Annotated in this window: 18 protein-coding genes and 3 tRNA genes; 12 read left to right on the top strand and 9 right to left on the bottom strand. The window is 75.1% G+C overall.

Going from position 1 to position 22,103, the window contains the following annotated elements:
- Window positions 1–112: 112 nt before the first annotated feature.
- Window positions 113–574: a MarR family winged helix-turn-helix transcriptional regulator gene (locus tag NX801_RS21755; RefSeq protein WP_258789496.1), complete on the top strand. Its 462-nt coding sequence runs from the start codon at window positions 113–115 to the stop codon at window positions 572–574.
- 115 nt (window positions 575–689) lie between these two features.
- On the opposite strand, the gene NX801_RS30810 is transcribed toward NX801_RS21755, so the two are convergent.
- Window positions 690–1,754, bottom strand: coding sequence for an SCO2400 family protein (locus tag NX801_RS30810; RefSeq protein WP_309505872.1), 1,065 nt, complete (start codon window positions 1,752–1,754; stop codon window positions 690–692).
- Window positions 1,755–1,960: 206 nt separating this feature from the next.
- Between NX801_RS30810 and NX801_RS21745 the strand changes: the two genes are divergently transcribed.
- From NX801_RS21745 to NX801_RS21725, 5 genes are all read left to right on the top strand, one after another.
- Complete coding sequence (locus NX801_RS21745) at window positions 1,961–2,554, top strand: hypothetical protein (protein WP_258789495.1); 594 nt, start codon at window positions 1,961–1,963, stop codon at window positions 2,552–2,554.
- A gap of 174 nt (window positions 2,555–2,728) precedes the next feature.
- Window positions 2,729–3,772: a rod shape-determining protein gene (locus tag NX801_RS21740; RefSeq protein ID WP_258789494.1), complete on the top strand. Its 1,044-nt coding sequence runs from the start codon at window positions 2,729–2,731 to the stop codon at window positions 3,770–3,772.
- 273 nt (window positions 3,773–4,045) lie between these two features.
- Window positions 4,046–5,662: an acyl-CoA synthetase gene (locus NX801_RS21735; protein WP_258789493.1), complete on the top strand. Its 1,617-nt coding sequence runs from the start codon at window positions 4,046–4,048 to the stop codon at window positions 5,660–5,662.
- Window positions 5,655–7,064, top strand: a complete 1,410-nt coding sequence (locus tag NX801_RS21730; protein WP_258789492.1) for a carboxyl transferase domain-containing protein — start codon at window positions 5,655–5,657, stop codon at window positions 7,062–7,064. The genes NX801_RS21735 and NX801_RS21730 overlap by 8 nt, the downstream gene beginning before the upstream one ends.
- Window positions 7,065–7,282: 218 nt before the next feature.
- Window positions 7,283–7,672, top strand: a complete 390-nt coding sequence (locus NX801_RS21725) for a YciI family protein (RefSeq protein ID WP_258789491.1) — start codon at window positions 7,283–7,285, stop codon at window positions 7,670–7,672.
- Between the two features lie 395 nt (window positions 7,673–8,067).
- On the opposite strand, the gene NX801_RS21720 is transcribed toward NX801_RS21725, so the two are convergent.
- Window positions 8,068–8,652 carry a MarR family winged helix-turn-helix transcriptional regulator gene (locus NX801_RS21720; protein ID WP_258789558.1) on the bottom strand — a complete coding sequence of 195 codons (585 nt, stop codon included), beginning with the start codon at window positions 8,650–8,652 and terminating at the stop codon, window positions 8,068–8,070.
- A 131-nt stretch (window positions 8,653–8,783) separates the two neighbouring features.
- On the opposite strand from NX801_RS21720, the gene NX801_RS21715 reads away from it, so the two are divergent.
- Window positions 8,784–9,200, top strand: a complete 417-nt coding sequence (locus NX801_RS21715; RefSeq protein ID WP_258789490.1) for an organic hydroperoxide resistance protein — start codon at window positions 8,784–8,786, stop codon at window positions 9,198–9,200.
- 277 nt (window positions 9,201–9,477) lie between these two features.
- Here NX801_RS21715 and NX801_RS21710 read toward each other — a convergent pair whose 3' ends face one another.
- Window positions 9,478–10,449, bottom strand: coding sequence for an NAD-dependent epimerase/dehydratase family protein (locus NX801_RS21710; protein ID WP_258789489.1), 972 nt, complete (start codon window positions 10,447–10,449; stop codon window positions 9,478–9,480).
- Window positions 10,446–11,261 (bottom strand): ScbR family autoregulator-binding transcription factor, encoded by an 816-nt coding sequence (locus NX801_RS21705; protein WP_258789488.1) that lies wholly within the window; start codon window positions 11,259–11,261, stop codon window positions 10,446–10,448. Before NX801_RS21705 ends, NX801_RS21710 begins: the two co-directional genes overlap by 4 nt.
- Window positions 11,262–11,299: 38 nt before the next feature.
- Here NX801_RS21705 and NX801_RS21700 point away from each other — a divergent pair, with 38 nt between their 5' ends.
- The gene (locus NX801_RS21700; protein ID WP_309505871.1) at window positions 11,300–12,340 is read left to right on the top strand and encodes a ScbA/BarX family gamma-butyrolactone biosynthesis protein; all 1,041 of its coding nucleotides are present in this window, start codon (window positions 11,300–11,302) and stop codon (window positions 12,338–12,340) included.
- Between the two features lie 708 nt (window positions 12,341–13,048).
- Here NX801_RS21700 and NX801_RS21695 read toward each other — a convergent pair.
- The 3 genes from NX801_RS21695 to NX801_RS21685 all read right to left on the bottom strand — a co-directional run bounded on the left by NX801_RS21695 (window position 13,049) and on the right by NX801_RS21685 (window position 13,496).
- A tRNA-Ile gene (locus NX801_RS21695) sits at window positions 13,049–13,125 on the bottom strand.
- 220 nt (window positions 13,126–13,345) lie between these two features.
- Window positions 13,346–13,418, bottom strand: a tRNA-Asn gene (locus NX801_RS21690).
- 5 nt (window positions 13,419–13,423) lie between these two features.
- Window positions 13,424–13,496, bottom strand: a tRNA-Asn gene (locus tag NX801_RS21685).
- Window positions 13,497–13,692: 196 nt separating this feature from the next.
- On the opposite strand from NX801_RS21685, the gene NX801_RS21680 reads away from it, so the two are divergent.
- From NX801_RS21680 to NX801_RS21665, 4 genes are all read left to right on the top strand, one after another.
- Entirely contained in the window at window positions 13,693–13,992 is a 300-nt protein-coding gene (locus NX801_RS21680) for a YtxH domain-containing protein (RefSeq protein ID WP_258789486.1), read from the top strand.
- A 97-nt stretch (window positions 13,993–14,089) separates the two neighbouring features.
- Window positions 14,090–15,532: an FGGY family carbohydrate kinase gene (locus tag NX801_RS21675; RefSeq protein WP_258789485.1), complete on the top strand. Its 1,443-nt coding sequence runs from the start codon at window positions 14,090–14,092 to the stop codon at window positions 15,530–15,532.
- 256 nt (window positions 15,533–15,788) lie between these two features.
- Window positions 15,789–17,522 (top strand): ABC transporter ATP-binding protein, encoded by a 1,734-nt coding sequence (locus NX801_RS21670; RefSeq protein ID WP_258789484.1) that lies wholly within the window; start codon window positions 15,789–15,791, stop codon window positions 17,520–17,522.
- Entirely contained in the window at window positions 17,522–19,450 is a 1,929-nt protein-coding gene (locus NX801_RS21665; RefSeq protein WP_258789483.1) for an ABC transporter ATP-binding protein, read from the top strand. Before NX801_RS21670 ends, NX801_RS21665 begins: the two co-directional genes overlap by 1 nt.
- Window positions 19,451–19,598: 148 nt before the next feature.
- On the opposite strand, the gene NX801_RS21660 is transcribed toward NX801_RS21665, so the two are convergent.
- Window positions 19,599–20,540 carry an aminoglycoside phosphotransferase family protein gene (locus NX801_RS21660; RefSeq protein WP_258789482.1) on the bottom strand — a complete coding sequence of 314 codons (942 nt, stop codon included), beginning with the start codon at window positions 20,538–20,540 and terminating at the stop codon, window positions 19,599–19,601.
- Window positions 20,541–20,610: 70 nt separating this feature from the next.
- Complete coding sequence (locus NX801_RS21655) at window positions 20,611–21,960, bottom strand: RNA polymerase sigma factor (RefSeq protein WP_309505870.1); 1,350 nt, start codon at window positions 21,958–21,960, stop codon at window positions 20,611–20,613.
- Window positions 21,961–22,103: the final 143 nt, after the last annotated feature.

The following is a 22,103-nucleotide window of genomic DNA, read 5'->3' as shown; positions in this document are numbered from 1 at the left end:
GGACGCTCATGTGATGCAGGACGCAGAATATTCAGCATCTGTAAGTTCAGCGTCTGCAACCACCATGCAGCTGGATATTTCATGATGTCAAGCAACTGGGTACCCTGGTGCCATGTCGTCTTCAGCGGGCCCGGGCCCGTCCCCGCGCAGCAGGCGCGCCGATCCGCTCACCCGCGAGGTGATCGCGCTCATCGGCGATGTGGTGGTCCGCTACCACCAGGAGTACGAGGAGGCCGCCGCCCGGCACTCCCTGACCGGCGCCCAGGCCCGGGTGCTGGGGCTGCTGGCGCTGGACCCGCTGCCCATGCGGCGGCTGGCCGGGGCGCTGCGCTGCGAGCCGTCGAACGTCACCGGGATCGTGGACCGGCTGGAGGCCCGGGGCCTGGTGGAGCGCCGCCCGGACCCGGGCGACCGCCGGGTGAAGCTGGCGGCCGTGACCGACGAGGGCCGGGCCACCGCCGCCCGGCTGCGGGAGGCGCTGGACTTCGCCCGTGAGCCGCTGGCCACCCTCTCGGACGCCGACCGGACCACCCTGCGGGACCTGCTGCGGCGGATGCTGGGCGCGGAGCTCTGACCCGCCCGGTCCGGTGTCCCCCTGCTGTGCGCCGTCCCGGTACGCCACCCCGGGACGCGGTCCGGTAGGCCGTTCCCGTACGCCGACCCGCCGCGCCGTCCCCGCGGACCACCCCTCAGAGGCACATCCAGAGGAACCAGTCGCAGGTCTCGGACGGGGCGGGTTCCGGCGCCGGCCGGCCGGGGGGCGAGGAGGCGGCCGGGGGCGTGGTGGGCCGGGTGGGGGCGTCCTCGTCGCCGGGCGCGCCGGGTCCGCCGGGCGTGCCCGGGCCGCCGGAGTCGCCGGGGGCCGGCGCCTCCGGGTCCGGCCGGGCGTCCGTGGGGCGCGGGGCCGGGGCGGAGAGCCCGCCGCCCGGCCGGTCGCCGGGGGGCCCGTCCGCCGGGCCGCCCCCGGGACCGTCCGGTGCCGCGCCCGGTCCGTCCGCCGCGTCGCTCGGCCCGGCACCGGCGGAGGCGCCGTCATCGGGGCCGCTCCCGTCCTCCGGGCGCTCCCCCGCCGGGACGCGGGAGGTGATGGCGATCGGCCGGTCCACCGGGGCGGGCACGGCCGCCCGGTCCAGATCGGCCGTGGGCTCGGGGGCCGGTCCGGGCGGGGCGGCGTCCTCCTGCTGTACGGCGACGGCCGCACCGTCCTCGCCCGGGTGCTCCCACGCCAGCTCGGCCAGGCCCAGCAGCCCGGCCGCCAGGACCAGCGCGGCCACCCCGGTGACCGCCCGGCGGCCCCGGCGGCTGCGGGCGCGGCGACCGGACGACCGGGACGCACCCCGCCGGGCGGCCGCCCGACCGGTGCCCCTGCCGGGCCGGGCCGGCTCGGCGCCCCGGCCCAGCGGCCGGTCCAGCTCGTAGACCGGATGCCGGTCGTCCGGCCGGTCGCCCGGTTCACGGGCCGGATGCCGGTCCGGCTCGTGGGCGGAGTGCCGGCGGTCCTCATGGGCCGGGTGCCGGTGGTCCGGCCGGTCCGGTACGCCGGGGCCGCCGGGTCCCCGGGGGCCGGGCTCGGAGCCGTACGACCGCACGGAATCCACGGGGCTCGCCGGGCTCACGAGGCTCGTCGGGCCGGGCTCGGGCACCGGTCCGTACGGGTGCGGGGCACCCTGGCGCAGCACCTCGGCGGGCGTACCGCAGCCGGCGCAGGCGAGGGCTCCGTTGAGGTGCCGCCGGCACCGGTGGCAGTAGTCCATGGCGCCCGAAGAGTATGCGGCCCTGTGACTCCTGGGACAGATGTGGCTGTGGAGATCTTGTGTGAACCGCCGTCCGGCTCGGCGCGCCCGCTCGCACCCGCCTCCTCAGGACCGGACCCGGCGCGCCCGCGCGCGCCGGGCGGTGGTGCACCCGGACGGGACCCGGTGCGCCCGCTCGTACCGGGCAGCAGGACAGGATGTCCCCCATGAACGCCGTACCGCCACCCCCCGGCCGGTCCGCCGGCGGGCCCCCGGCGCCCTTCGGGGTGCGTGACTTCCAGCTGGTGCTGCTGCGCCGGATGGCCGACTTCCAGCCCGGACTGGTCGAGGACGCCCGCCGGGAGCTCGATGCCCCGCTCGCGGAGATGCGCGAGGCCAACCGCCGCTGGCAGGCGATGGTCCGCTCGCCGCGCGGGCGCGGTGCCCTGGCCCGGTACCGCTCGGTGCTGGGCGAGCCCGAGTCCCGTACCCCCCGGACCATCGGCGATCTGGAGTGCGACGCGCTGCTGTGGCCCGTACCGCTCTGGCCCGACCTGCGCTTCGAGGTGCTGGCCGGGCCCGGCGGCGCGGTCTGGAACGAGTGGCTGGTCCGGGCGCCCGGGGCGGCCGGACCCGCGCTGCGGACGGCGGCCGATCTGCGCCCCTGGGCCTGCACCGTGGACGAGGTCGCCCGCGCCTTTCCGCCCGCCCGGCCACTGGAGGGCAGTGCGCCCACCCGCCGGCGGCTCGCCTTCACCCCGCCCGGCGAGGAGCCCCGGGTGGCGGAGTTCACCTGGGGACTCCTCCAGCGCCTGGACTGACGGGGCATCAGGCTCCTAGCACGGCAGGGGCCGTTCCGCCCGGTGCGGCACGCCCGGCGGGACGCTGTCACCCCGACGCCTCCCGGGTCACCCCGACCGGCTCAGCCCAGCGCGCGGGGCGCGGACACCGCCCGGACGATGCGAAGCACGTATCGCTCTCGGGAGGACCGCACCGTGACCGTCAGTCTCGACCAGTTGCGCCGCTGCCATGTCGCCGTCGACCTGGGCGCCGCCAGGACCCGGGTGTTCATCAAGGGGTCCGGCCTCGTCGTGGACGAGCCGAGCGTCGTCGCCGTCAATACGCGTACCGGCTCGCTCATCGCCGTCGGGGAGTTCGCGGAGAAGATGACCGGCCGCACCCCCGAATACATCCGGGTGGCGCGCCCGGTGACCGGCGGCACCGTCGTCGACGTGGAGCTGGCCCAGCGGATGCTGCGCGGCCTGCTCGGCGAGAAGCTCCGCCGCCAGCTGCGCCGCAAGCCGCTGCTGCGGGCCGCCGCCTGCACCCCGCACGACAGCGACCCGCTGGCGCAGCGCGCCACCGTGGAGACCATGGTCGGGCTCGGCGCCCGCCGGGTGGAGCTGGTGGACACGCTGATCGCGGCGGCCGTGGGCTGCGGGCTGCCGGTGGAGCAGCCGACCGCGTCCATGATCATGGTCTGCGGCGCCGCCACCACCCAGATCGCGGTGCTCTCGCTGGGCTCCATCGTGACCGCCGAGCGCATTCCGGTGGGCGGCAACGCCATCGACCACGCGGTCATCCAGTACCTCCGCCACCAGCACGAGCTGATGCTGCCGAGCCAGGCGGTACGGCCGCTCCAGCTGGCCCTGCACGGGACGGGCCTGGAGCCGACCGGGCCGACCGCCACCGAGATCCACGGCCGGGACGTGGCGACCGGGCTGGCGCGTTCGGTGCTGGTGGACACCGCCGCCATCCGCCAGGCCATCCACACCCCGCTCACCGCCGTGCTCGACGGCATCGGCAAGGTGCTGCGCGACTGCCCGCCCGACCTGGTGGCCGATCTGGCCGACGGCGGCATCACCATGGTCGGCGGCTTCGCCCGGCTGCCCGGCCTGGACCAGCTGCTGCGGAACGCCACCACGATGCCGGTGCGGATCGCGGAACGGCCGGAGTACTGCGCCGTGCTGGGGCTCGGCGAGATGCTGGAGGGCCACGTCCAGCCGCTGACGCTGAACCCGCTGGCCGAGGCGGAGTAGCGGCCCCGGAGGGCCGTTCACCGGAGGCGGTTCCCAGGGCGGGCCGGTGCGCGGTCGGCCCGGGGACTCCGGCGGCCCGGTGCGCGACCGGCCGGGCGTGCAGGGGCGTGCCGGGCGTGCCACACCTGCCAGGCGTGCCGGACGTCTCCGGACGTGATCGACGTCCTTGTATCCCCCACGGGGAGTACGGAAAGAATGGCGGGGCCCGGCGTCACGGCGTCCGGGCCCCGCACGGTTCCGTGCGGCGGCGACGCGCTTCGAGGAGGACCACGAGTGAGCTCCCTCTTTCCGGCCCTGGCGGCCGGATCCGACCGGCCCGCGCTGACCTTCGGCGCGTACACCCTGACCCACCGCGAACTGCGTGACGCGGCGGCCGGTCTGGCGGGCCGGCTGGACGGGGCCGGGCGGGTGGCGGTCTGGGCGACGCCCTCGCCGCACACGGCGGTCGCGGTGGTGGCCGCGCTGCTCGCGGGCGTGCCCGCCGTACCGCTCAACCCGAGGACCGGGGAACGGGAGCTGGCGCACATCCTCGGGGACAGCGCCCCCGGGCTGCTGCTCGCCGCCCCGGACGCCGAACTCCCCGCCGCCCTGGCCGCCCTGCCCCGGGTGGACGTGCCGCTGCGCGGCAGCCCGGCGGTGGAGCTGCCGGCGGAACCGGACGGCGAGGCGCCCGCCCTGGTCGTCTACACCTCGGGCACCACCGGGCCGCCGAAGGGCGCGGTGCTGCCCCGCCGGGCGATCGCCGCCTCGCTGGACGCGCTGGCGGACGCCTGGGAGTGGACCGAGCGGGACGTGCTGGTGCACGCGCTGCCGCTGTTCCATGTGCACGGGCTGATCCTGGGCGTGCTGGGCCCGCTGCGGCGCGGCGGGAGCCTGCGCCATCTGGGGCGGTTCTCCCCCGAGGCGGTGGCCGGGGCGCTGGCGGACGGCGGGACGATGCTGTTCGGGGTGCCCACGATGTACCACCGGCTGGCGGACGCCACCGAGAGCGACCCGGCGGTGGTACGGGCGCTCTCCGACGCCCGGCTGCTGGTCTCCGGCTCGGCCGCGCTGCCGCTGCACGACCACGCCAGGATCGCGGCCCGGACCGGGCGGCGGGTGGTGGAGCGGTACGGGATGACCGAGACGCTCATGATCGCCGGCGTCCGGACGGACGACCCGGACCCGCGCCCCGGCACGGTCGGGAGGCCGCTGGCCGGGGTGGACCTCCGGCTGGTGGAGGAGGACGGCTCCGAGCTGACCGCCCGGGACGGCGAGAGCGCCGGGGAGGCCGTCGGGGAGATCCAGGTGCGCGGCCCGGCCCTGTTCACCGGCTATCTCAACCGGCCGGACGCCACCGCCGCCGCCTTCGACGGCCCCTGGTTCCGTACCGGCGACATGGCGGTACGGGAGGAGGACGGGGCCGTACGGCTGGTGGGCCGGAAGGCGACCGACCTGATCAAGAGCGGTGGCTACAAGATCGGCGCCGGGGAGATCGAGAACGTCCTGCTGGAGCACCCGGGGGTGCGGGAGGCGGCGGTGACCGGGGAGCCCGACCCGGACCTGGGCGAGCGGATCGTGGCCTGGGTCGTTCCGGCCGACCCGGCCGACCCGCCGGGCGAGGCGGAGCTGGCCGGTCAGGTGGCGGACCAACTGGCCCCGCACAAGCGACCCCGGAGCGTCCGGTACCTCGACGCCCTGCCCCGGAACGACATGGGCAAGGTCATGAAGCGCGCGCTCGGTGACCCAGGCGGCACCGGTGGTCCTGCCGGGCCCGGCGGCACTGGCGGGCCCGGTGCCCTTGCCGGTCCCGGCGGTCCCGGCGATCTCAGGGGCCCCGGCGGCACTGGCGACCTCAGGGACCCCGGCGATCTCGGTGGTCCCGGCGACCTCGGCGGTCCCGGTGTCTGAGCCGGACCGCCTCCCGGCCCGTACCGTACTGGCCCTGGTGGCCGACGACTTCACCGAGCACCGGCCGCCCGAGCGGACCACCGCGCCGGACGGTCCGCTCGGCTGGACCGGGTACGACACGGCCCGGGCCCGCGCCGCCGAACGCACCGGGGAGACCGAGTCGGTGGTGTACGGCACCGCTCGGATCGGCGAACTGCCGTGCGTGGTGGTGGCGTTCGAGTTCGGCTTTCTGGGCGGTTCGCTGGGCGAGCGGACCGGCGACCGGCTGGAGGCCGCCTTCGGCCTGGCCAGGTCCCGGCGGCTGCCGCTGGTCTCGCTGGTGGCGACCGGGGGCAGCCGGATGCAGGAGGGCATGGTGGCGCTCACCCAGCTCCAGCGGGTGGCGCGCGGTTCGGTGCTGCTGCGGGAGGCGGGCCTGCCGCATCTCGCGGTGCTGCGCGACCCGGCGACCGGCGGCGGCTGGGCCACCCTGGGCGCGGGCGCCGATGTGATCCTGGCGCTGCCCGGGGCGCAGGTGGGCTTCGCCGGCTCCCGGGTACGGCCGCCGGACGCCGACCCGGCCGCGTACACGGCGGAGGGCCAGCTGGCGGCCGGTCACATCGACGCGGTGGTACGGCCCGGGGAGCTGCGCGCGACCCTGGCCCGCTGGGTGGCCGCGCTGTCGGGGCCGGGCGGGCGCATGCCGGGGGACGGCCTTACCGGCGGGTCCGTCGTGTCCGGCGGGTCCGGGTCCGGCCCGGCGCCCGCGCCGGTGCCGGAGGGACTCTCGGCCGAGCCCCCGGCGGCCACCGGCTGGGCGGCGGTGGAGCGGGCCCGGAGCGCCGGGCGCCCGCGCGCGCAGGCGTATCTGGACCGGTACTTCGCCCACCGGCTGCCGCTCTCCGGCGACCGCTGCGGGGGCGTGGACCCGGGGCTGCTGTGCGGGATCGGGGTGCGCCCCGGTACGGGACCGGAGGCCGGGCGGGCGGTGGTGTACGCCGCGCAGTGCGGTACGGCGACCCGGCCGGCCGGGTACCGCACGGCGGCCCGGGTGATCCGGCTGGCCGACCGGCTGGGGCTGCCGGTGCTGACCCTCATCGACACCCCGGGCGCCGCCAACGACGCGACGGCCGAGCGGGCGGGCGCGGGCGCGGCGATCGCGGAGGTGTTCGCGGCCGTGGCGGGCGCGCGGGTGCCGGTGACCAGTCTGCTGATCGGCGAGGGCGGCTCGGGCGGGGCGCTGGCGCTGGCCGCCCCTGGCAACACCTGGACCACCCGGGACGCCTACTTCTCGGTGATCGCCCCGGAACTGGCGGCCGCCATCCTCAAGCGGCCGCAGGACCAGGTCGCCCGGACCGCCGGCCAACTGCGGCTGCGCCCGCAGGACCTGGTCGGGCTCGGCGTCGTACGCGGCATCGTCTGACGCCCGGGCTGCCCGAGCGTCCGTCCGAGATCTCCGGTCGCGACCACGAACGCTCCCGAAGCGCTCCGGAGCGGACCTGACCGGGCACGGCCGGCCGGGCCGGGACCGATGAGTTCTGCCGGGCCGGGAGGTCTGCCCTTCGACCCGGAAGGACACGAAACGACACGGAACGACCCGGAACGACGCGGAACGACCCGGCCCGAACCGAGGAGCACCTGATGTTGTACATGATCCAGATCAATGTGGAAGCCGACGGCTGGGACGGTGTCATGGCGGGCTATGACGAGGACGACACGAAGGCGATGTTCGCCCACATGGGGGCGCTGAACGACGAGCTGACCGCGGCGGGCGAGATGGTCGAGGCCCGTGGGCTCGGCGGGCCCGGCCTGGCGAAGACCGTACGGGCGAGCGCGGAGGGAGCGCCGCGGGTCACGGACGGGCCCTCGCTCAAGGGCGGGATCCTCGCCGGGTACTGGGTCGTCGACGTCGCGAGCGAGGAGCGGGCGATCGAGATCGCCGCACGGGCTTCGGCGTGTCCCGGGCCGGGCGGGACGCCGTGCAACGATCCCGTCGAGATCCACGCGATCCCCGCCGACCCCACCGCCTGACCCCCGCACGCCACCGGAGGGTCGCGGGGCCGGCCCTCACCGGCCGCGACCATCCGGGGCTTCGGCGGCCACCCCCACGCCGGAAGGCGCTCCGGCAGGCGCTCCGGCAGGCCGAGGGGCCCGAAGCGATCGTCCTGAAGCGGCTTGGAGGAGCTCGGGCGTCACCGTGATCGTCGGCCTTCCGGGCGAAGCTCCCCCTCCGGAAGCGTGAGCCGTTCCGAACCGCCGCCACCATGACGCCTTTTCCGGACGGCGTCTTCCGCCCCCATGCGTCACCCTGCGGCCCTGACCTGCACTTCCGAGGTGCCCCGACAGGCTCTGACGCCCGGACCCCCGGTGCATGGGCCGTCCGGCGACCGGGCGGGTGCGGCGGATCCGGAGCGCCCGGGCCCGGCTCACTCCGCTCCGGCGGCGCACTCCCCCGGTCCCTGCCCGGGCCCAGGGCGCCCGACCGCCGGGGCGGGCCCGTCCGTGGATTCCGGCCCGAGTCCCGGCGCGGACTCCGGCCCGTCCGCCGTCCCGGTGCCGGCCCGGTCCAGGGCGGCGGTGAGCCGGTCGAGCCGGCCGCGCAGCTCCCGTACCTCGTCCAGCGACAGCCCGGTGGCGGCGGCGATCCGCCGGGGCACCCCGAGCGCCCGCTCCCGCAGCTCCGCCCCGGCGGCGGTGGGCCGGACGGTGACCGAGCGCTCGTCCTCCGGGTCGCGCCGCCGTTCCACCTGCCCGGCCGCCTCCAGTCGCTTGAGCAGCGGCGAGAGGGTGCCGGAGTCGAGCCGCAGCCGCTCCCCGATCCGCTTGACCGGCAGTTCGCCGTGCTCCCAGAGCACCAGCATCACCAGGTACTGCGGATAGGTGAGGCCCAGGTCCTTGAGGGCAGTGCGATACACCCCGTTGAAGGCGCGGGCGGCGGCGTGCAGCGAGAAGCAGATCTGGTGGTCGAGACGGAGGAAGTCCTCGTCCCGCACGGTCCCGGACAGGTCCATGGCGTCCATGGGGCCAGATTACCGCCACACCCGGAGGCCAATTAAGTTGCACACAACTCAATCGCGCGCTACTAATGGAGACACGCACCGTCGCACCGGTTCGCCGGACCGCCAACGAAGGGACAAGAGGCATGGACGCCCTGTACACCGCCGTCGCCACCGCCAACGGACGCGAGGGCCGTGCCGTCAGCTCCGACGGCACCCTCGACCTGCCCCTCGGCTTCCCGAAGTCCATGGGCGGAAACGGCGAGGGCACCAACCCGGAGCAGCTCTTCGCCGCCGGTTACGCCGCCTGCTTCGCCAGCGCGCTGGGCGCCGTCGGCCGCCAGGAGAAGATCGACGTCAAGGACGCCTCGGTCACCGCCGAGGTGAGCATCGGCAAGGACGCCGGCGACGGCGGCTTCGCGCTCTCGGTCGCGCTGCGGGTGGAGCTGCCGGACCACCTCCAGGGCGAGGCGGGCCAGGCGCTGCTGGAGAAGGCGCACGCGTTCTGCCCGTACTCGAAGGCCACCCGCGGCAACATCCCGGTGGAACTGGTCGTCGAGTAGTCTCCGCCGCCCCGACGCCGGACGCGCGAGGGCCCCGGTGCTCCCCCCTCGGAGCACCGGGGCCCTCGTTCATGGCGCCCGGCCGGCAGCGCCGGACGCCCGTCACCGCCCGGCACGCACCGCCGGGCGTCCGCCACCGGACCCGTCACCGTCCGGTCGGCGGCCCGCCCCACCGGGCCGCTCCCGGCAGGGCCGTCTCATCAGCCCTCAACAGCTCAGCCCCCATCAGCCCGTTCCGTCGGGCCTGTTCCCGCAGGGCCGCGCTGTCGGCCCCGGCTCACCAGTGGCTGGCCAGGTGGTCCCGGTACCAGCCGGCCGAGGAGTCGAGCCGGGCCAGGACCCCGGGGCCGGGCTCGCAGCCCGCCGCCCGCCAGATCCGGTCGTCCCGGTACCAGTTGTCCTGGGCCAGCAGGGCGAGCTGGCGTTCGCTCGGGCCGCCCCGGGTCGCCGCCAGCCGGGCGAGGCACTCCGGCCAGTCCAGGTCCCGGTCCGGCACCGGGGGCAGCACCCCCACGTCGACCAGCCGGTCCAGCAGGTCGCCGACGCGTACCGGCTCGGGGTGACTGGCGTGGTAGACACCGGGCGCCACCGGCTCCGGCGACACCGCCAGCGCCGCGATCAGCCGGGCCAGATCCTTCACCTCGACCACCGAGAGACGCGCCTTCCCGCCGTCCCAGCGCCCGGGCACCCGCGCCAGCAGCTCCGCGACGACCGGGACGACCCAGCGGTCCCCGCCGCCGAGCACCAGGCCAGGCCGCAGCACCACGGCACCCGCGTCGAGGGCGTACCGCTCACCGGCCAGCCGGGTGCGGCTCGCCGGTGAGACCGGTTGCGGGACGAGCCCGGCCGGATCCGCGCCCCGGTGCGGGCCCGGGCCGTGCACGGCGGCGGTGGAGAGGTGGACGATCCGCCCGACCCCGTGCCGTACCGCGTCGGCCATCAGCGCCTCGGTGCCGGTCACATTGACCGCCGCGCAGCTCTCCTCGTCGCCGCCGATCCGGCTGGCCAGATGGACCAGCGCGGTCGCGTCCCGGCAGACGTCGCGCAGGGTGTCCGGAGTCGCGAGGTCCGCCACCACCCACTCGCCGCCGGCCTCACTCCACCACTCGGGTGCGGGACTGCGCCCCACTCCGCGCAGCACGAGCGGCGCCCCGGCGGCCCGCGCCCGCGCCAGGGCGGCCGCCGCCCGTCCGCCGATGAAGCCGGTGACCCCGGTGAGCACGATCCGCCGTGTGTCCTGCCGGCTCATCCGCGCACCGCCTCCGGCAGATCGGCAGCGGCGCCGGCCCCGGCGCCGGTACCGGCAGACGCATCGGCGCGGGCATCGGCACCGGCATCGGCACCGGTGGACGCGTCGGCGGGAGCTCCCCCGGAGGTGGAGGGATCGACCGGAACGTCCGGCACGGCCGAGGCATCCGAGACAGCCGGCACAGCCGGCACAGCCGGCACATCGAGGTCTGCGAGAACGACCCGGGAGAGCCCCTCGGGGGTCGCGATACCCGGCAGCAGATAACGCCAGAGCCCCACGATCCGGCGCGGAAGGTCGGCCCGCCCGGAGGTCATCTGGGACAGTATCTGCGTCCCGGTGAAGGCCCCCACCAGGGTCTGGGCGAACTCCTCGGCGTCCACATCGGGGCGCACATCACCCTGTTCGGCCGCGAGTTGAAGCTCCAGCCGGAACCGCTCGGCCCACCAGCCGTAGATCGAATTGTCCTCGTGGACGGGACCGCTCGGGTCCACCGCGAGCCGCACCCCCGCCCGCAGCAGCACATTGGTGCGCAGCTCCTCGGCGAGCATCAGGGTCACCTCGACCAGTTGCCGGAGCCCCGCGGGGTGATCCGGCAGTGACACATCAGCGGCCTGTTCAAGCATCACCGCCCGGGCCAGCTCGGCCTTGGACGCGAAGTGGAAGTACATGGCGCCCTGGGTGACCCCCGCCTTGGCGAGGATCCGGGCGATGCCCGCCCCCTCGTAACCGGTCTCGTCGAAGACCTCGGCGGCCGCCCGGAGGATCGCTTCCCGTGTCCGGACCGCCCGCTCCTGCCTCGGCCTCACCACCATGCACACCACCCGTCTCGACATCAAACAGAACGGTCTCTATGTTATTGCTGGTACCACTCAAGCGCCACTCCGGCGTAACCGAGCCCCACGGGGAAAGGGAAGCCATGCTCGCAGCCGCACACCGCCCACTCGCCGCTCCGGAATCCGCGGCCGGGGCCGTGACACCACGGCTGGTGCACAAGTCGGATCCGGGTGAGGTCTATCTCGTGCGGTGGCGGCGGACCGCCCCCGACTCCTTCCGGATATCCGCTCGTTGGCCCCGGAGCCACCCCTTCTACCGGATGGCGCCGGAAGCCGACCCGCTGCTGCTCTGCGAGACGATCCGCCAGACGTTTCCGCTGCTCTGCCACGCCGCCTACGAGGTGCCGGTCGGGCATCAGCTGATCTGGGAGCGCTTCTCCTACCGGTTCGAGCCGCCGGCGCCGGGGGTGCCCGCCTCCGAGAGCCCGGAGCTCGAACTCCATGTGGACTGCCACGACCTGGTGCGCCGGGGCGCCCTGACCGTCGCCCTGTCGATGCGCTTTCTGATCACCCGCGGCGGCCGGCCGTTCGCCCGGGCCGAGACCCGGTTCACCGTCCAGTCGCCGGCCGTCTACCGCCGGCTGCGCGGCGCCCGGGGCGATGCCGCCCGGGTCATGGCGGCCGCACCGCCCGCCCCGGCGCCGCTGCCGCACCGGGTCACCGGGCGCACCCGCCCCCGGGACGTGGTGCTCGCCCCGGCCGGCCGGGAGACGGCCACCGGAGCCGGGCCCGCCGGCTGGCTGCTGCGGGTGGACCCGGCCCACCCGGTGCTCTTCGACCACCCCGTGGACCATGTGCCCGGCATGCTGCTGCTGGAGGCCGCCCACCAGTGCGCCCAGCGCTCGGCCGGCGGATCCGCCGTGATCCTGGGCCTGGAGTGCGTCTTCTCCCGGTACGTCGAGCTGGACGCGCCCTGCCTGATCACCGCGGGCCCGGCCACCCCCGACGACGCCCCCGCTCTCGCCGTGGCGGCCGTACAGAGCGGTGAGACCCGGTTCACGGCGACCGTGACCCACACCCTTCCGGCCCCGCCCGCCACCCACCGCGGAGCCGCCTGACCGCCGGCCCCCGCCGCCCCTGACCGGGCGGTGCCGCCGGCGCCGCGGTCGCCGTGCCGGGGGGCACGGCGGCCGCCCCCGTCCCGCCGCACCCTCGCGGCCGGGCGCCCCCTCCGCGTGCCACGGAGGCCCCCCGCATCCCGAACGAGCCGGCCCCCGCCCCCCCCCGCCGCCACGCACGCGAACCGGCCGTCCCCCACACGCCCATCACCACACGACGTCAGGAGCCACCGTGATCAGGACCCTCACCACCCCGTCGGCCCTTGCCAGCGAACCCACCTGGGAGTGAGCGCCCCAGTCGTCCCCCCTCACCACTCCCCGGCCCACCCGCCCCCGCGAGGCACGCTCCGCCGGCGGGGCGGGTGACTGGTGTTCGCCACCCTGGCGCGCTGTCTGGACGGCTCCCCCGCGCGGTCCGACGCGGGGGCGACCGGCGTTCGCGCGAGGACGCATCACGGCGGGGTCGCCGTGATGCGCCGCCGGGTGCCGTGGGAGCGGGCGTGGAGGAAGGTCCTCGGCGGGGCCGGGTGCGGCGGGGACCGGTACGGAGGTGCTGCCGGCGGCGGCCGGCGGGCCGCGCAGGGTGGACACCCTGCTGGTGACCGCCGCCCGGCTGCCGTGAAGGGCCGCGTGAAGGACGGCCGGAGGGCCGGTGCGGCTGGAGGGCCGGTGCGGCTGGAGCAGAAACGGTTCTGCTCGATCGACTGCTGGTGGGGCGGGTGGGACTCGAACCCACGACCGACGGATTATGAGTCCGCTGCTCTAACCGGCTGAGCTACCGCCCCCTACGGCGCGTCGCGCACACATGTACGCGCCGTCTGCCGCAGCATAGCCGCTCATACGATCTCCTGCTCCGTATGGTCGGCTGCTCATGCCCAGGAGGACGGCGCCGTCGCCTGCGCGGTTCCCGGGGTGGCCGGAAATCACCGGGAGTTTCACTCCGGGGGGAGGCGGAAGGGCCCGGAAACGCGAAGAGGGCCCGCCGAGGGGCCCTCTTCCGTATCGCTCCCCCGGCTGGACTCGAACCAGCAACCCTCCGGTTAACAGCCGAATGCTCTGCCAATTGAGCTACAGGGGATCGCGCTCCCCCGACTGGACTCGAACCAGTAACCTGCCGGTTAACAGCCGGCTGCTCTGCCAATTGAGCTACAGGGGATTGCTGCGGTGCATCGAACGTACCCACCCCGGGCGTCCCGGGCGGCGCTCGCTCGCTGCGACACATACATTAGCGCAAGCAGGGGGGTGCTCCGCCAATCGGTGTCCTGTGATCGTCCCGGCCGCCGGCCATCGGGTGATCTGCGGCCATCCCGGGTAGGCGGCGAGCACCGACGCCTACGGGAAGGGTGGCAGCCATGCGGTACAAGGTCACGTTCGTCGCCGGTCTCGCGCTGGGGTACGTCTTCGGTACCCGGGCCGGACGGGAGCGGTACGAGCAGCTGCGCAAATCCGCGCGCCAGGTCTCGCACAACCCCGCCGTGCGGAACGCCGCGGAGTCCGCGAGCCAGACCGGCCGGGAGGTGGCGGGCAAGGCGTTCCAGGTGGTGAGCGACCGGGTCGGCGACCGGATGCCGGACTCGGTCGCGGAGCGGGTGCGGTCGCTGCGGGAGCGCGCCCAGGGCGGTGAGGACGACTGGGGGACGACCAACACCTGACGGGCCCGGGCCCCGCTGAATCCCCGCTCCCCGGTGCCCCCGGGCGGACACCGGGGGCGGCACCGGCGGGGCGACGGCGTGCGGCAGAATCCTCACCATGGGGATAGTCGCCGGGTTGGACAGTTCGTCGGGTTTCACACGCGTCGTGGTCTGCGACGCGGACACGGGTGCGGTGCTGCGGCAGGGCTACGCTCCGCACCCCGTCGAACCGAAGGCCGTGGAGGTCGACCCCGAGGCATGGCTGCTGTCGCTCGGTGAGGCGGCGTCCGGCGGCCTCCTGGAGGGCGTCGAGGCGATCGGGGTCTCCGCCCAGCAGCACGGTCTGGTGCCGCTGGACGCCGGGGGCACCCTGGTGCGCCCGGCGCTGGTCGGCAACGACAAGCGGGCCCAGGTGGCGGCGGCCGATCTGATCGAGGCGCTGGGCGGCCGGCAGGCGTGGGCGGACGCGGTCGGTGCCGTACCGCAGGCGTCCATGCCGGTGGCGAAGCTGCGCTGGCTGGCCAGGACCGAGCCGGAGGCGGCCGCCCGGGTCGCGCTGCTGCTCCAGCCGCACGACTGGCTGGTCTGGCAGCTGCTGGGCCGGCCGGTGCGCCGGACCACCGACCGGGGCGCCGCGTCCAGCACCGGCTACTGGTCGGCGGCGACCGGTTCGTACCGCCCGGACCTGGTGGAACTGGCGCTCGGGCGCCAGGCGGCGCTGCCCGAGGTGCTCGGCCCCGCCGAGGCGGCCGGGACCACGCCGGAGGGCCTGCTGATCTCGGCCGGCACCGGCGAGACCATGGCGGCGGCCTTCGGGCTGGGCATCGGGATCGGGGACGCGGTGGTCTCGCTCGGCGCCTCGGGCTCGGTGATGGCCGTGCACCACGAGACGCCGGCCGACCCCCGGGGCCTGGTCACCGCCTACGCGGACGCCACCGGGATGCATCTGCCGGTGGTGCATGTCACCAACGCGGTCCGGGCGCTGCGCGGCACCGCCGAGATGCTGGGCCTGGACGGCCTCGACGAGCTGTCGGCGCTGGCGCTGAAGTCCACCCCGGGCTCCTCGGGGCTGGTGCTGCTCCCCTATCTGGAGGGCGAGCGCACGCCCCGGCTGCCGCACACCGCCGGGACGCTCCAGGGGCTGCGGCGGGAGTCGATGAAGCCCGAGCACCTGGCGCGGGCCGCCTTCGAGGGGATGCTCTGCTCGCTCGCCGACGCGATGGACGTGCTGCGCGGCCGGGGGGTGGCGGTGCGGCGGGTGTTCCTGCTGGGCGCCGCCGCCGGACTGCCCGCCGTGCAGGCGATCGCGCCCGCGCTCTTCGGGGCGCAGGTGGTCGTCCCGCAGCCGGCCGACTACGCGGCGCTCGGCGCGGCCCGGCAGGCCGCCTGGGCGCTCGGGGTCAACCGGGGTGCCCTGTCGCCGGGGGCCCCGCCCGCCTGGCAGGGCGCGGCCGCGCAGATCTTCGAGCCGGGCGACGAGCTGGCGATGGGCCAGGCGGTCCGGCAGCAGTACGGTGCCACCCGCGACCAGCTGCACCCGGGGGCGTTCGGCGAGCGGTGACGCGAGCGGTGACCGGCCGCCCCCGGGGCGTACGCGCGGGACCGGCCCCGGGGACGTACGCGCGGGAGGGCCCCGGGACCTACGGGCGGGACCGGCCCGGGGACGTACGCGCGGGAGGGCCCGAGGACGTACGGCGCACCGGCCCGGGGGCGTACGCGCGGGGACCGGCCCGGGGACGTACGTACGGGGGAAGGCACCCGGCGCGGCCGGTCGAAACGGGTCGTAACAAGGTGGCCGGGAGAGCGATAGTGGGGCTGTGCTCAGACGAACTCTCCGAACCCATCTGGCGCCCTACAAACGGCCCATAGCCCTTCTGGTCCTGCTGCAACTGCTCCAGACCTCCGCCACCCTCTATCTGCCGACCCTCAACGCGGACATCATCGACAACGGTGTGGTCGCCGGGGACACCGGTTACATCCTGCGCTTCGGCTCCCTGATGATCGGCATCTCGCTGGTGCAGGTGGTCTGCAACATCGGCGCCGTCTACTTCGGCGCCCGTACCGCCGCCGCGCTCGGCCGGGACCTGCGGGCGGCGGTCTTCGAGCGGGTGCAGTCGTTCTCCGCCCGGGAGGTCGGGCAGTTCGGCGCCCCCTCGCTGATCACCCGGACCACCAATGACGTCCAGCAGATCCAGATGCTGGTGCTGATGGCGTTCACGCTGATGGTGTCCGCGCCGATCATGTGCGTGGGCGGCATCGCCATGGCGCTGGCGCTGGACGTGCCGCTGTCGGCGGTGCTGCTCGCGGTGGTGCCGGTGCTGGGCATCGCCGTCCTGCTGATCATCCGGCGGATGCGGCCGCTGTTCCGGACCATGCAGTCCCGGCTGGACGGGGTGAACCGGGTGCTCCGGGAGCAGATCACCGGCAACCGGGTCATCCGGGCGTTCGTCCGGGACGAGTACGAGCGCGGGCGGTTCCGTACCGCCAACACCGAGCTGACCGATGTCTCGCTCTCCACCGGCCGGCTGATGGCGCTGATGTTCCCGGTGGTGATGACCGTGGTGAACGTCTCCAGTGTGGCCGTGGTGTGGTTCGGCGCCCACCGGATCGACTCCGGCGCCATGGAGATCGGGGCGCTCACCGCCTTCCTCGCCTATCTGATGCAGATAGTGATGGCGGTGATGATGGCCACCTTCATGTTCATGATGGTGCCGCGCGCCGAGGTCTGCGCCGAGCGGATCGAGGAGGTGCTCGCCACCCGCTCCAGCGTCGTCCCGCCGGCCGCCCCGGTGCGCGAGCTGTCCCGGCACGGCGAGCTGGAGGTGCGCGGCGCGGACTTCCGCTACCCGGGCGCCGAGGAACCGGTGCTGCGCGGGGTGGACCTGGTGGCCCGGCCCGGTGAGACCACCGCGATCATCGGCTCCACCGGCAGCGGCAAGTCGACCCTGCTCGGCCTGGTCCCCCGGCTCTTCGACGTGACCGGCGGCCAGGTGCTGGTCGACGGCGCGGACGTCCGGGAGCTGGACCCGGAGCTGCTGTCCCGGACGGTCGGTCTGGTGCCGCAGAAGCCGTACCTCTTCTCCGGCACGGTCGCCACCAATCTGCGGTACGGCCGTCCCGACGCCACCGACGAGGAACTGTGGCAGGCGCTGGAGACGGCGCAGGCGGCCGACTTCGTACGGGAGCTGGAGCACGGTCTGCACGCGCCGATCGCGCAGGGCGGCACCAATGTCTCCGGCGGGCAGCGGCAGCGGCTGGCCATCGCCCGGGCGCTGGTGCGGCGCCCGGAGGTCTATCTCTTCGACGACTCGTTCTCGGCGCTCGACTACGCAACCGACGCCCGGCTGCGGGCCGCGCTGGCCCGGGAGACCGCCGGGGCGACCGTGGTCATCGTGGCCCAGCGGGTCTCCACCATCCGCGACGCCGACCGGATCGTGGTGCTGGACGAGGGCCGGGTCGTGGGCACCGGCCGGCACACCGAGCTGATGGCGGAGAACGAGACGTACCGGGAGATCGTGCTCTCCCAGCTGACGGAAGCGGAGGCTGCCTGATGGCGGCGGGACGGATGATGGCGGCCGGCGGCGGTCCCGACCAGCGGTCGATGGACTTCAAGGGGTCCGCCAGGCGGCTGCTGCGCCAGCTGGCTCCGGAGAAGGCCACGCTCTGGGTGATGATCGCCACCGGTCTGCTGAGCGTCGGCTTCTCGGTGGTCGGCCCGAAGATCCTCGGCCGGGCCACCGACCTGGTGTTCGCCGGCGTCGTCGGCCACCGGATCCCCGGGGGCGTCAGCAAGGAACAGGCGCTCGCCGGGCTGCGGCAGCGCGGTGACCACGGGCTGGCGGACATGCTCTCCGGGGTGGACTTCACCCCCGGCCGGGGCATCGACTTCGGCGCGGTCGGCGGGGTGCTGCTGATGGCGCTGGCGGTCTATCTGGTGGCCGGCGGACTGATGCTGATCTCCACCCGGATGGCGACCAGGGCGATCAACCGGACCGTCTCCCGGCTCCGCGAGGAGGTGCAGGCGAAGCTCTCCCGGCTGCCGCTGTCGTACTTCGACCGGGCCAAGCGCGGCGAGGTGCTGAGCCGGGCCACCAACGACCTGGACAACCTCGCGCAGAACATGCAGCAGACCATGGGTCAGCTGATCAACTCGCTCTTCACCATCCTCGGCGTGCTGGCGATGATGTTCTGGATCTCGCCGCTGCTGGCGCTGGTCGCGCTGGTGACCGTGCCGGTCTCGGTGCTGGTCGCGACCCGGATCGGCAAGCGGTCGCAGCCGCACTTCGTGGAGCAGTGGAAGTCCACCGGCCGGCTGAGCGCCCATGTGGAGGAGATGTACACCGGGCACGCCCTGGTGAAGGTGTTCGGCCGGCAGCGGGAGGCCGCCGAGGACTTCCACGAGCAGAACGAGGCGCTGCGCCGGGCCGCGTTCAAGGCGCAGTTCAACAGCGGGATCATGCAGCCGCTGATGCTCTTCGTCTCCAACATCAACTATGTGCTGGTGGCGGTGGTCGGCGGGCTGCGGGTGGCGTCCGGCAACCTCTCCATCGGTGATGTGCAGGCGTTCGTCCAGTACTCCCGGCAGTTCTCCATGCCGCTGACCCAGGTCGCCTCGATGGCCAATCTGGTGCAGTCCGGGGTGGCCTCGGCCGAGCGGGTCTTCGAGCTGCTCGACGCGGAGGAGCAGGAGCCGGACGCGCCCGCGAGCCGCGAGCGCCGGACCCCGGCGACCGGGCGGATCACCCTGGAGAAGGTGTCCTTCCGCTACGAGCCGGACCGGCCGCTCATCGAGGAGCTGTCGCTCGCGGTGGAGCCCGGCCAGACGGTGGCGATCGTCGGACCGACCGGTGCGGGCAAGACCACGCTGGTCAACCTGCTGATGCGGTTCTACGAGGTGACCGGCGGCCGGATCCTGCTGGACGGCACCGATGTGACCGAGCTCTCCCGGGACGAGCTGCGCTCCGGGATCGGCATGGTCCTCCAGGACACCTGGCTGTTCGGCGGCACCATCGCGGAGAACATCGCGTACGGCGCGAGCCGCGAGGTGACCCGGGAGGAGGTCGAGGAGGCCGCCCGCGCCGCCCACGCCGACCGGTTCATCCGCACCCTGCCGGAGGGCTACGACACCGTCATCGACGACGAGGGCTCCGGGGTCAGCGCGGGCGAGAAGCAGCTGATCACCATCGCCCGCGCCTTCCTCTCCGACCCGGTGATCCTGGTGCTGGACGAGGCGACCAGCTCGGTGGACACCCGCACCGAGGTGCTGATCCAGCAGGCGATGGCCCGGCTCGCGCACGGCCGTACGTCCTTTGTGATCGCCCACCGGCTCTCCACCATCCGGGACGCCGATGTGATCCTGGTCATGGAGAACGGATCCATCGTGGAGCAGGGCAGCCACGCCGAGCTGCTGGCGTCCGACGGCGCCTACGCCCGGCTGTACGCGGCCCAGTTCGCGCAGGCGGTGGCGGAGGTCGACTGATCCGCGCGGGGAGTGCGTGGCAGTGCCGGAGGGGGCGACCGGGTGGCCGGCCGCCCCCTTCGGCGGTTGGGTACGGGGCCTCCACCGGGGCCGGTGACCAGGGCCTTCGCCGGGTGGGCGGGGGCCACGCCTCCGGTCGCGCCTCCGGTCACGTCTCCGTCGCGAGCAGCTCGGCCAGGCGGTCGGCGAACTCGTTGATCCGGTCGAGCAGTTCGCCGCCCCGGGCCATCCGGAAGCCGTGCCGGCGGCCCCAGAACGCGGCTTGGACGGCGTGCAGCTGGGCCCAGCGCCGGACGCGTACGCGATCGAGCCCGGCCGTCTCCGCGAAGACGTCCAGCACCCGGTGGGCGGCCCGGCGCAGCTCGTGCGCGCCGCTCAGTCCGAGGAAGGCCGGCGCGCGCGACTTGAGCAGGGTGCCCGCGTCGTACGCCGGGTCGCCCGCGTACCCCTTGGGGTCGACGGCCAGCCAGGGCTCGCGGTCGGCACGCAGGATGTTCCGGGCGTGCAGGTCGCCGTGGACCAGCACGTCCGGCTGGTCGCGGCCCAGCTCCCGGAGGGTCGCCGCGGCGGCGTCCACGGCGTACGGCGCCATGGTGTGGGCCAGTTCCCCGGCGTCGGCGCGCAGTTGCTCCTCCCAGGCGCCGGCCCGGTCCCGCAGCCGGGGCAGTTCCGGTGGCGCGGGGACGGCCAGCCGGCGGCTGATCCGCGCCGCGACGGTGACCAGTTCGTCGCCGTCCGCCGCCTCCGCCAGGGTGACGGGGTGGGCCCGTTCGAGCAGCATCGCGTACTGCGCGTCGTCGCGCTCGTACAGCAGTACGGCTCCCTGGCCGGCCCACGCGGCGAAGGCGTCCGGCTCATGGACGTTGCCCGGGTGCGGAAAGGACACCTTCAGTACGGCGGTCCCCGCCCCCCGGCGGCGTACCGGGACGATGACGCCGACGCCGCCGTGCAGCACCTCACCGTCCGGCAGGCAGTTCCAGCGGTCCAGCAACTCCCCCAGCTCCCGGGGCAGCCGGGCGAGCCAGGCGGCTCCGGGGTCCCCCTCGCGGTCGATCGTGCTCCGCGCGAACGTGTCCGGTACGGCGATCATGCGGGCACCCTAGCCCGGGCGCTCCGGGCGGCGGCCGGATCCGGACGGGGTCGCCCGGGTCCGGGCGGGGTCAGTCGAGGTAGCCGCGGAGCTGGTCGGCGTAGGCGTGGTCGCGGAGGCGGCCGAGGGTCTTGGACTCGATCTGGCGGATGCGCTCCCGGGTGACGCCGAATATGTGCCCGATCTCCTCCAGGGTGCGCGGCCGCCCGTCCTCCAGGCCGTACCGGAGCTGGACCACCTTGCGCTCCCGTTCGCCCAGGGTGGAGAGCACCGCCTCCAGGTGCTGGCGCAGCAGCAGGAAGGCGGCCGACTCCACGGGCGAGGTGGCGTCGCCGTCCTCGATCAGGTCCCCGAGCGCCACGTCGTCCTCCTCGCCGACCGGAGTGTGCAGCGAGACCGGCTCCTGGGCGAGCCGCAGCACCTCCCCCACCCGCTCGGGCGACAGGTCGAGCTGGGCGCCGACCTCCTCGGCGGTGGGCTCGTGGCCGCGCTCCTGGAGCATCCGGCGCTGCACCCGGACGACCCGGTTGATCAGCTCCACCACATGGACCGGGACCCGGATGGTGCGCGCCTGGTCCGCGAGGGCGCGGGACATGGCCTGCCGGATCCACCAGGTGGCGTACGTGGAGAACTTGTAGCCCCGGGTGTAGTCGAACTTCTCCACCGCCCTGATCAGCCCGAGGTTTCCCTCCTGGACCAGGTCGAGCATGGTCAGCCCGCGTCCCACGTACCGCTTGGCGACCGAGACGACCAGCCGCAGATTGGCCTCGATCAGCCGGCGCTTGGCCATCCGGCCCATGACGACCAGCCGGTCCAGGTCGTGGGCGAGCCGGGAGTCCGGGTCGGGGGTGGCGGACAGCCGCTCCTCGGCGAAGAGTCCGGCCTCCACCCGCCGGGCCAGCTCGACCTCCTCGGCGGCGGTCAGCAGCGGGATGCGGCCGATCTCGCGGAGGTACTGGCGGAAGAGGTCGGAGGTGGGCCCGCTCCCCGTCTCGGGCGCCCGCACGGGCGGCGGGTCGGCGGGGAGGCCGTCGGGGAGGAGGTCGCCCGCCTTCCCGCCGGGGGTGGCGGGGGCGGTGGGGCCGGTGGCGGGGGCGGGGACGCCGGTGGCGGTGCCGGGGACGGCGGCACCGGTGGCGATGTCCCCGGGGCCGTCGCCGTCGGCGGGCTCGCCGGGATCTCCGGGATCTCCGGGATCTCCGGCGGGGGCTCCGGTGCCTTCGGCGGGGCCGGGCCCCGTACCGGAACCGGGTCCGGCGCCGGGCCCGCCGGCCGGCCCGGGCTCCCCGGCGGCCGGGGTGCCGGGGGTGTCGCCGGCCGCCGGGGCGGGGCGGCACGGCGGGCGGTCCGGACGGTCCGGTACGGCGAGGGGGGCGGGCGCGGGGACGGCGGCGGTGTCGGGCACGGTCCGGGTCTGCACGAGCGCGACCTCCAGGGTGAGCGCTGCCGGTTCGGGGCGCCCGGCGGCGGGACGGCGGCGCCCCGGCCGTCGTGCTCCGTCCCGTGCGCGGCGCACGAAGTCCGCGCGCGAGCGGCGGCCACCGCCGTAGGACCGGCCGCGCG

The organism is Streptomyces pyxinae (assembly GCF_024756275.1).
In the GTDB taxonomy this organism is placed as follows: domain Bacteria; phylum Actinomycetota; class Actinomycetes; order Streptomycetales; family Streptomycetaceae; genus Streptomyces; species Streptomyces pyxinae.
The sequence above is the reverse complement of the archived record's forward strand: the minus strand, read 5'-3'. Positions and strand labels throughout refer to the sequence as shown.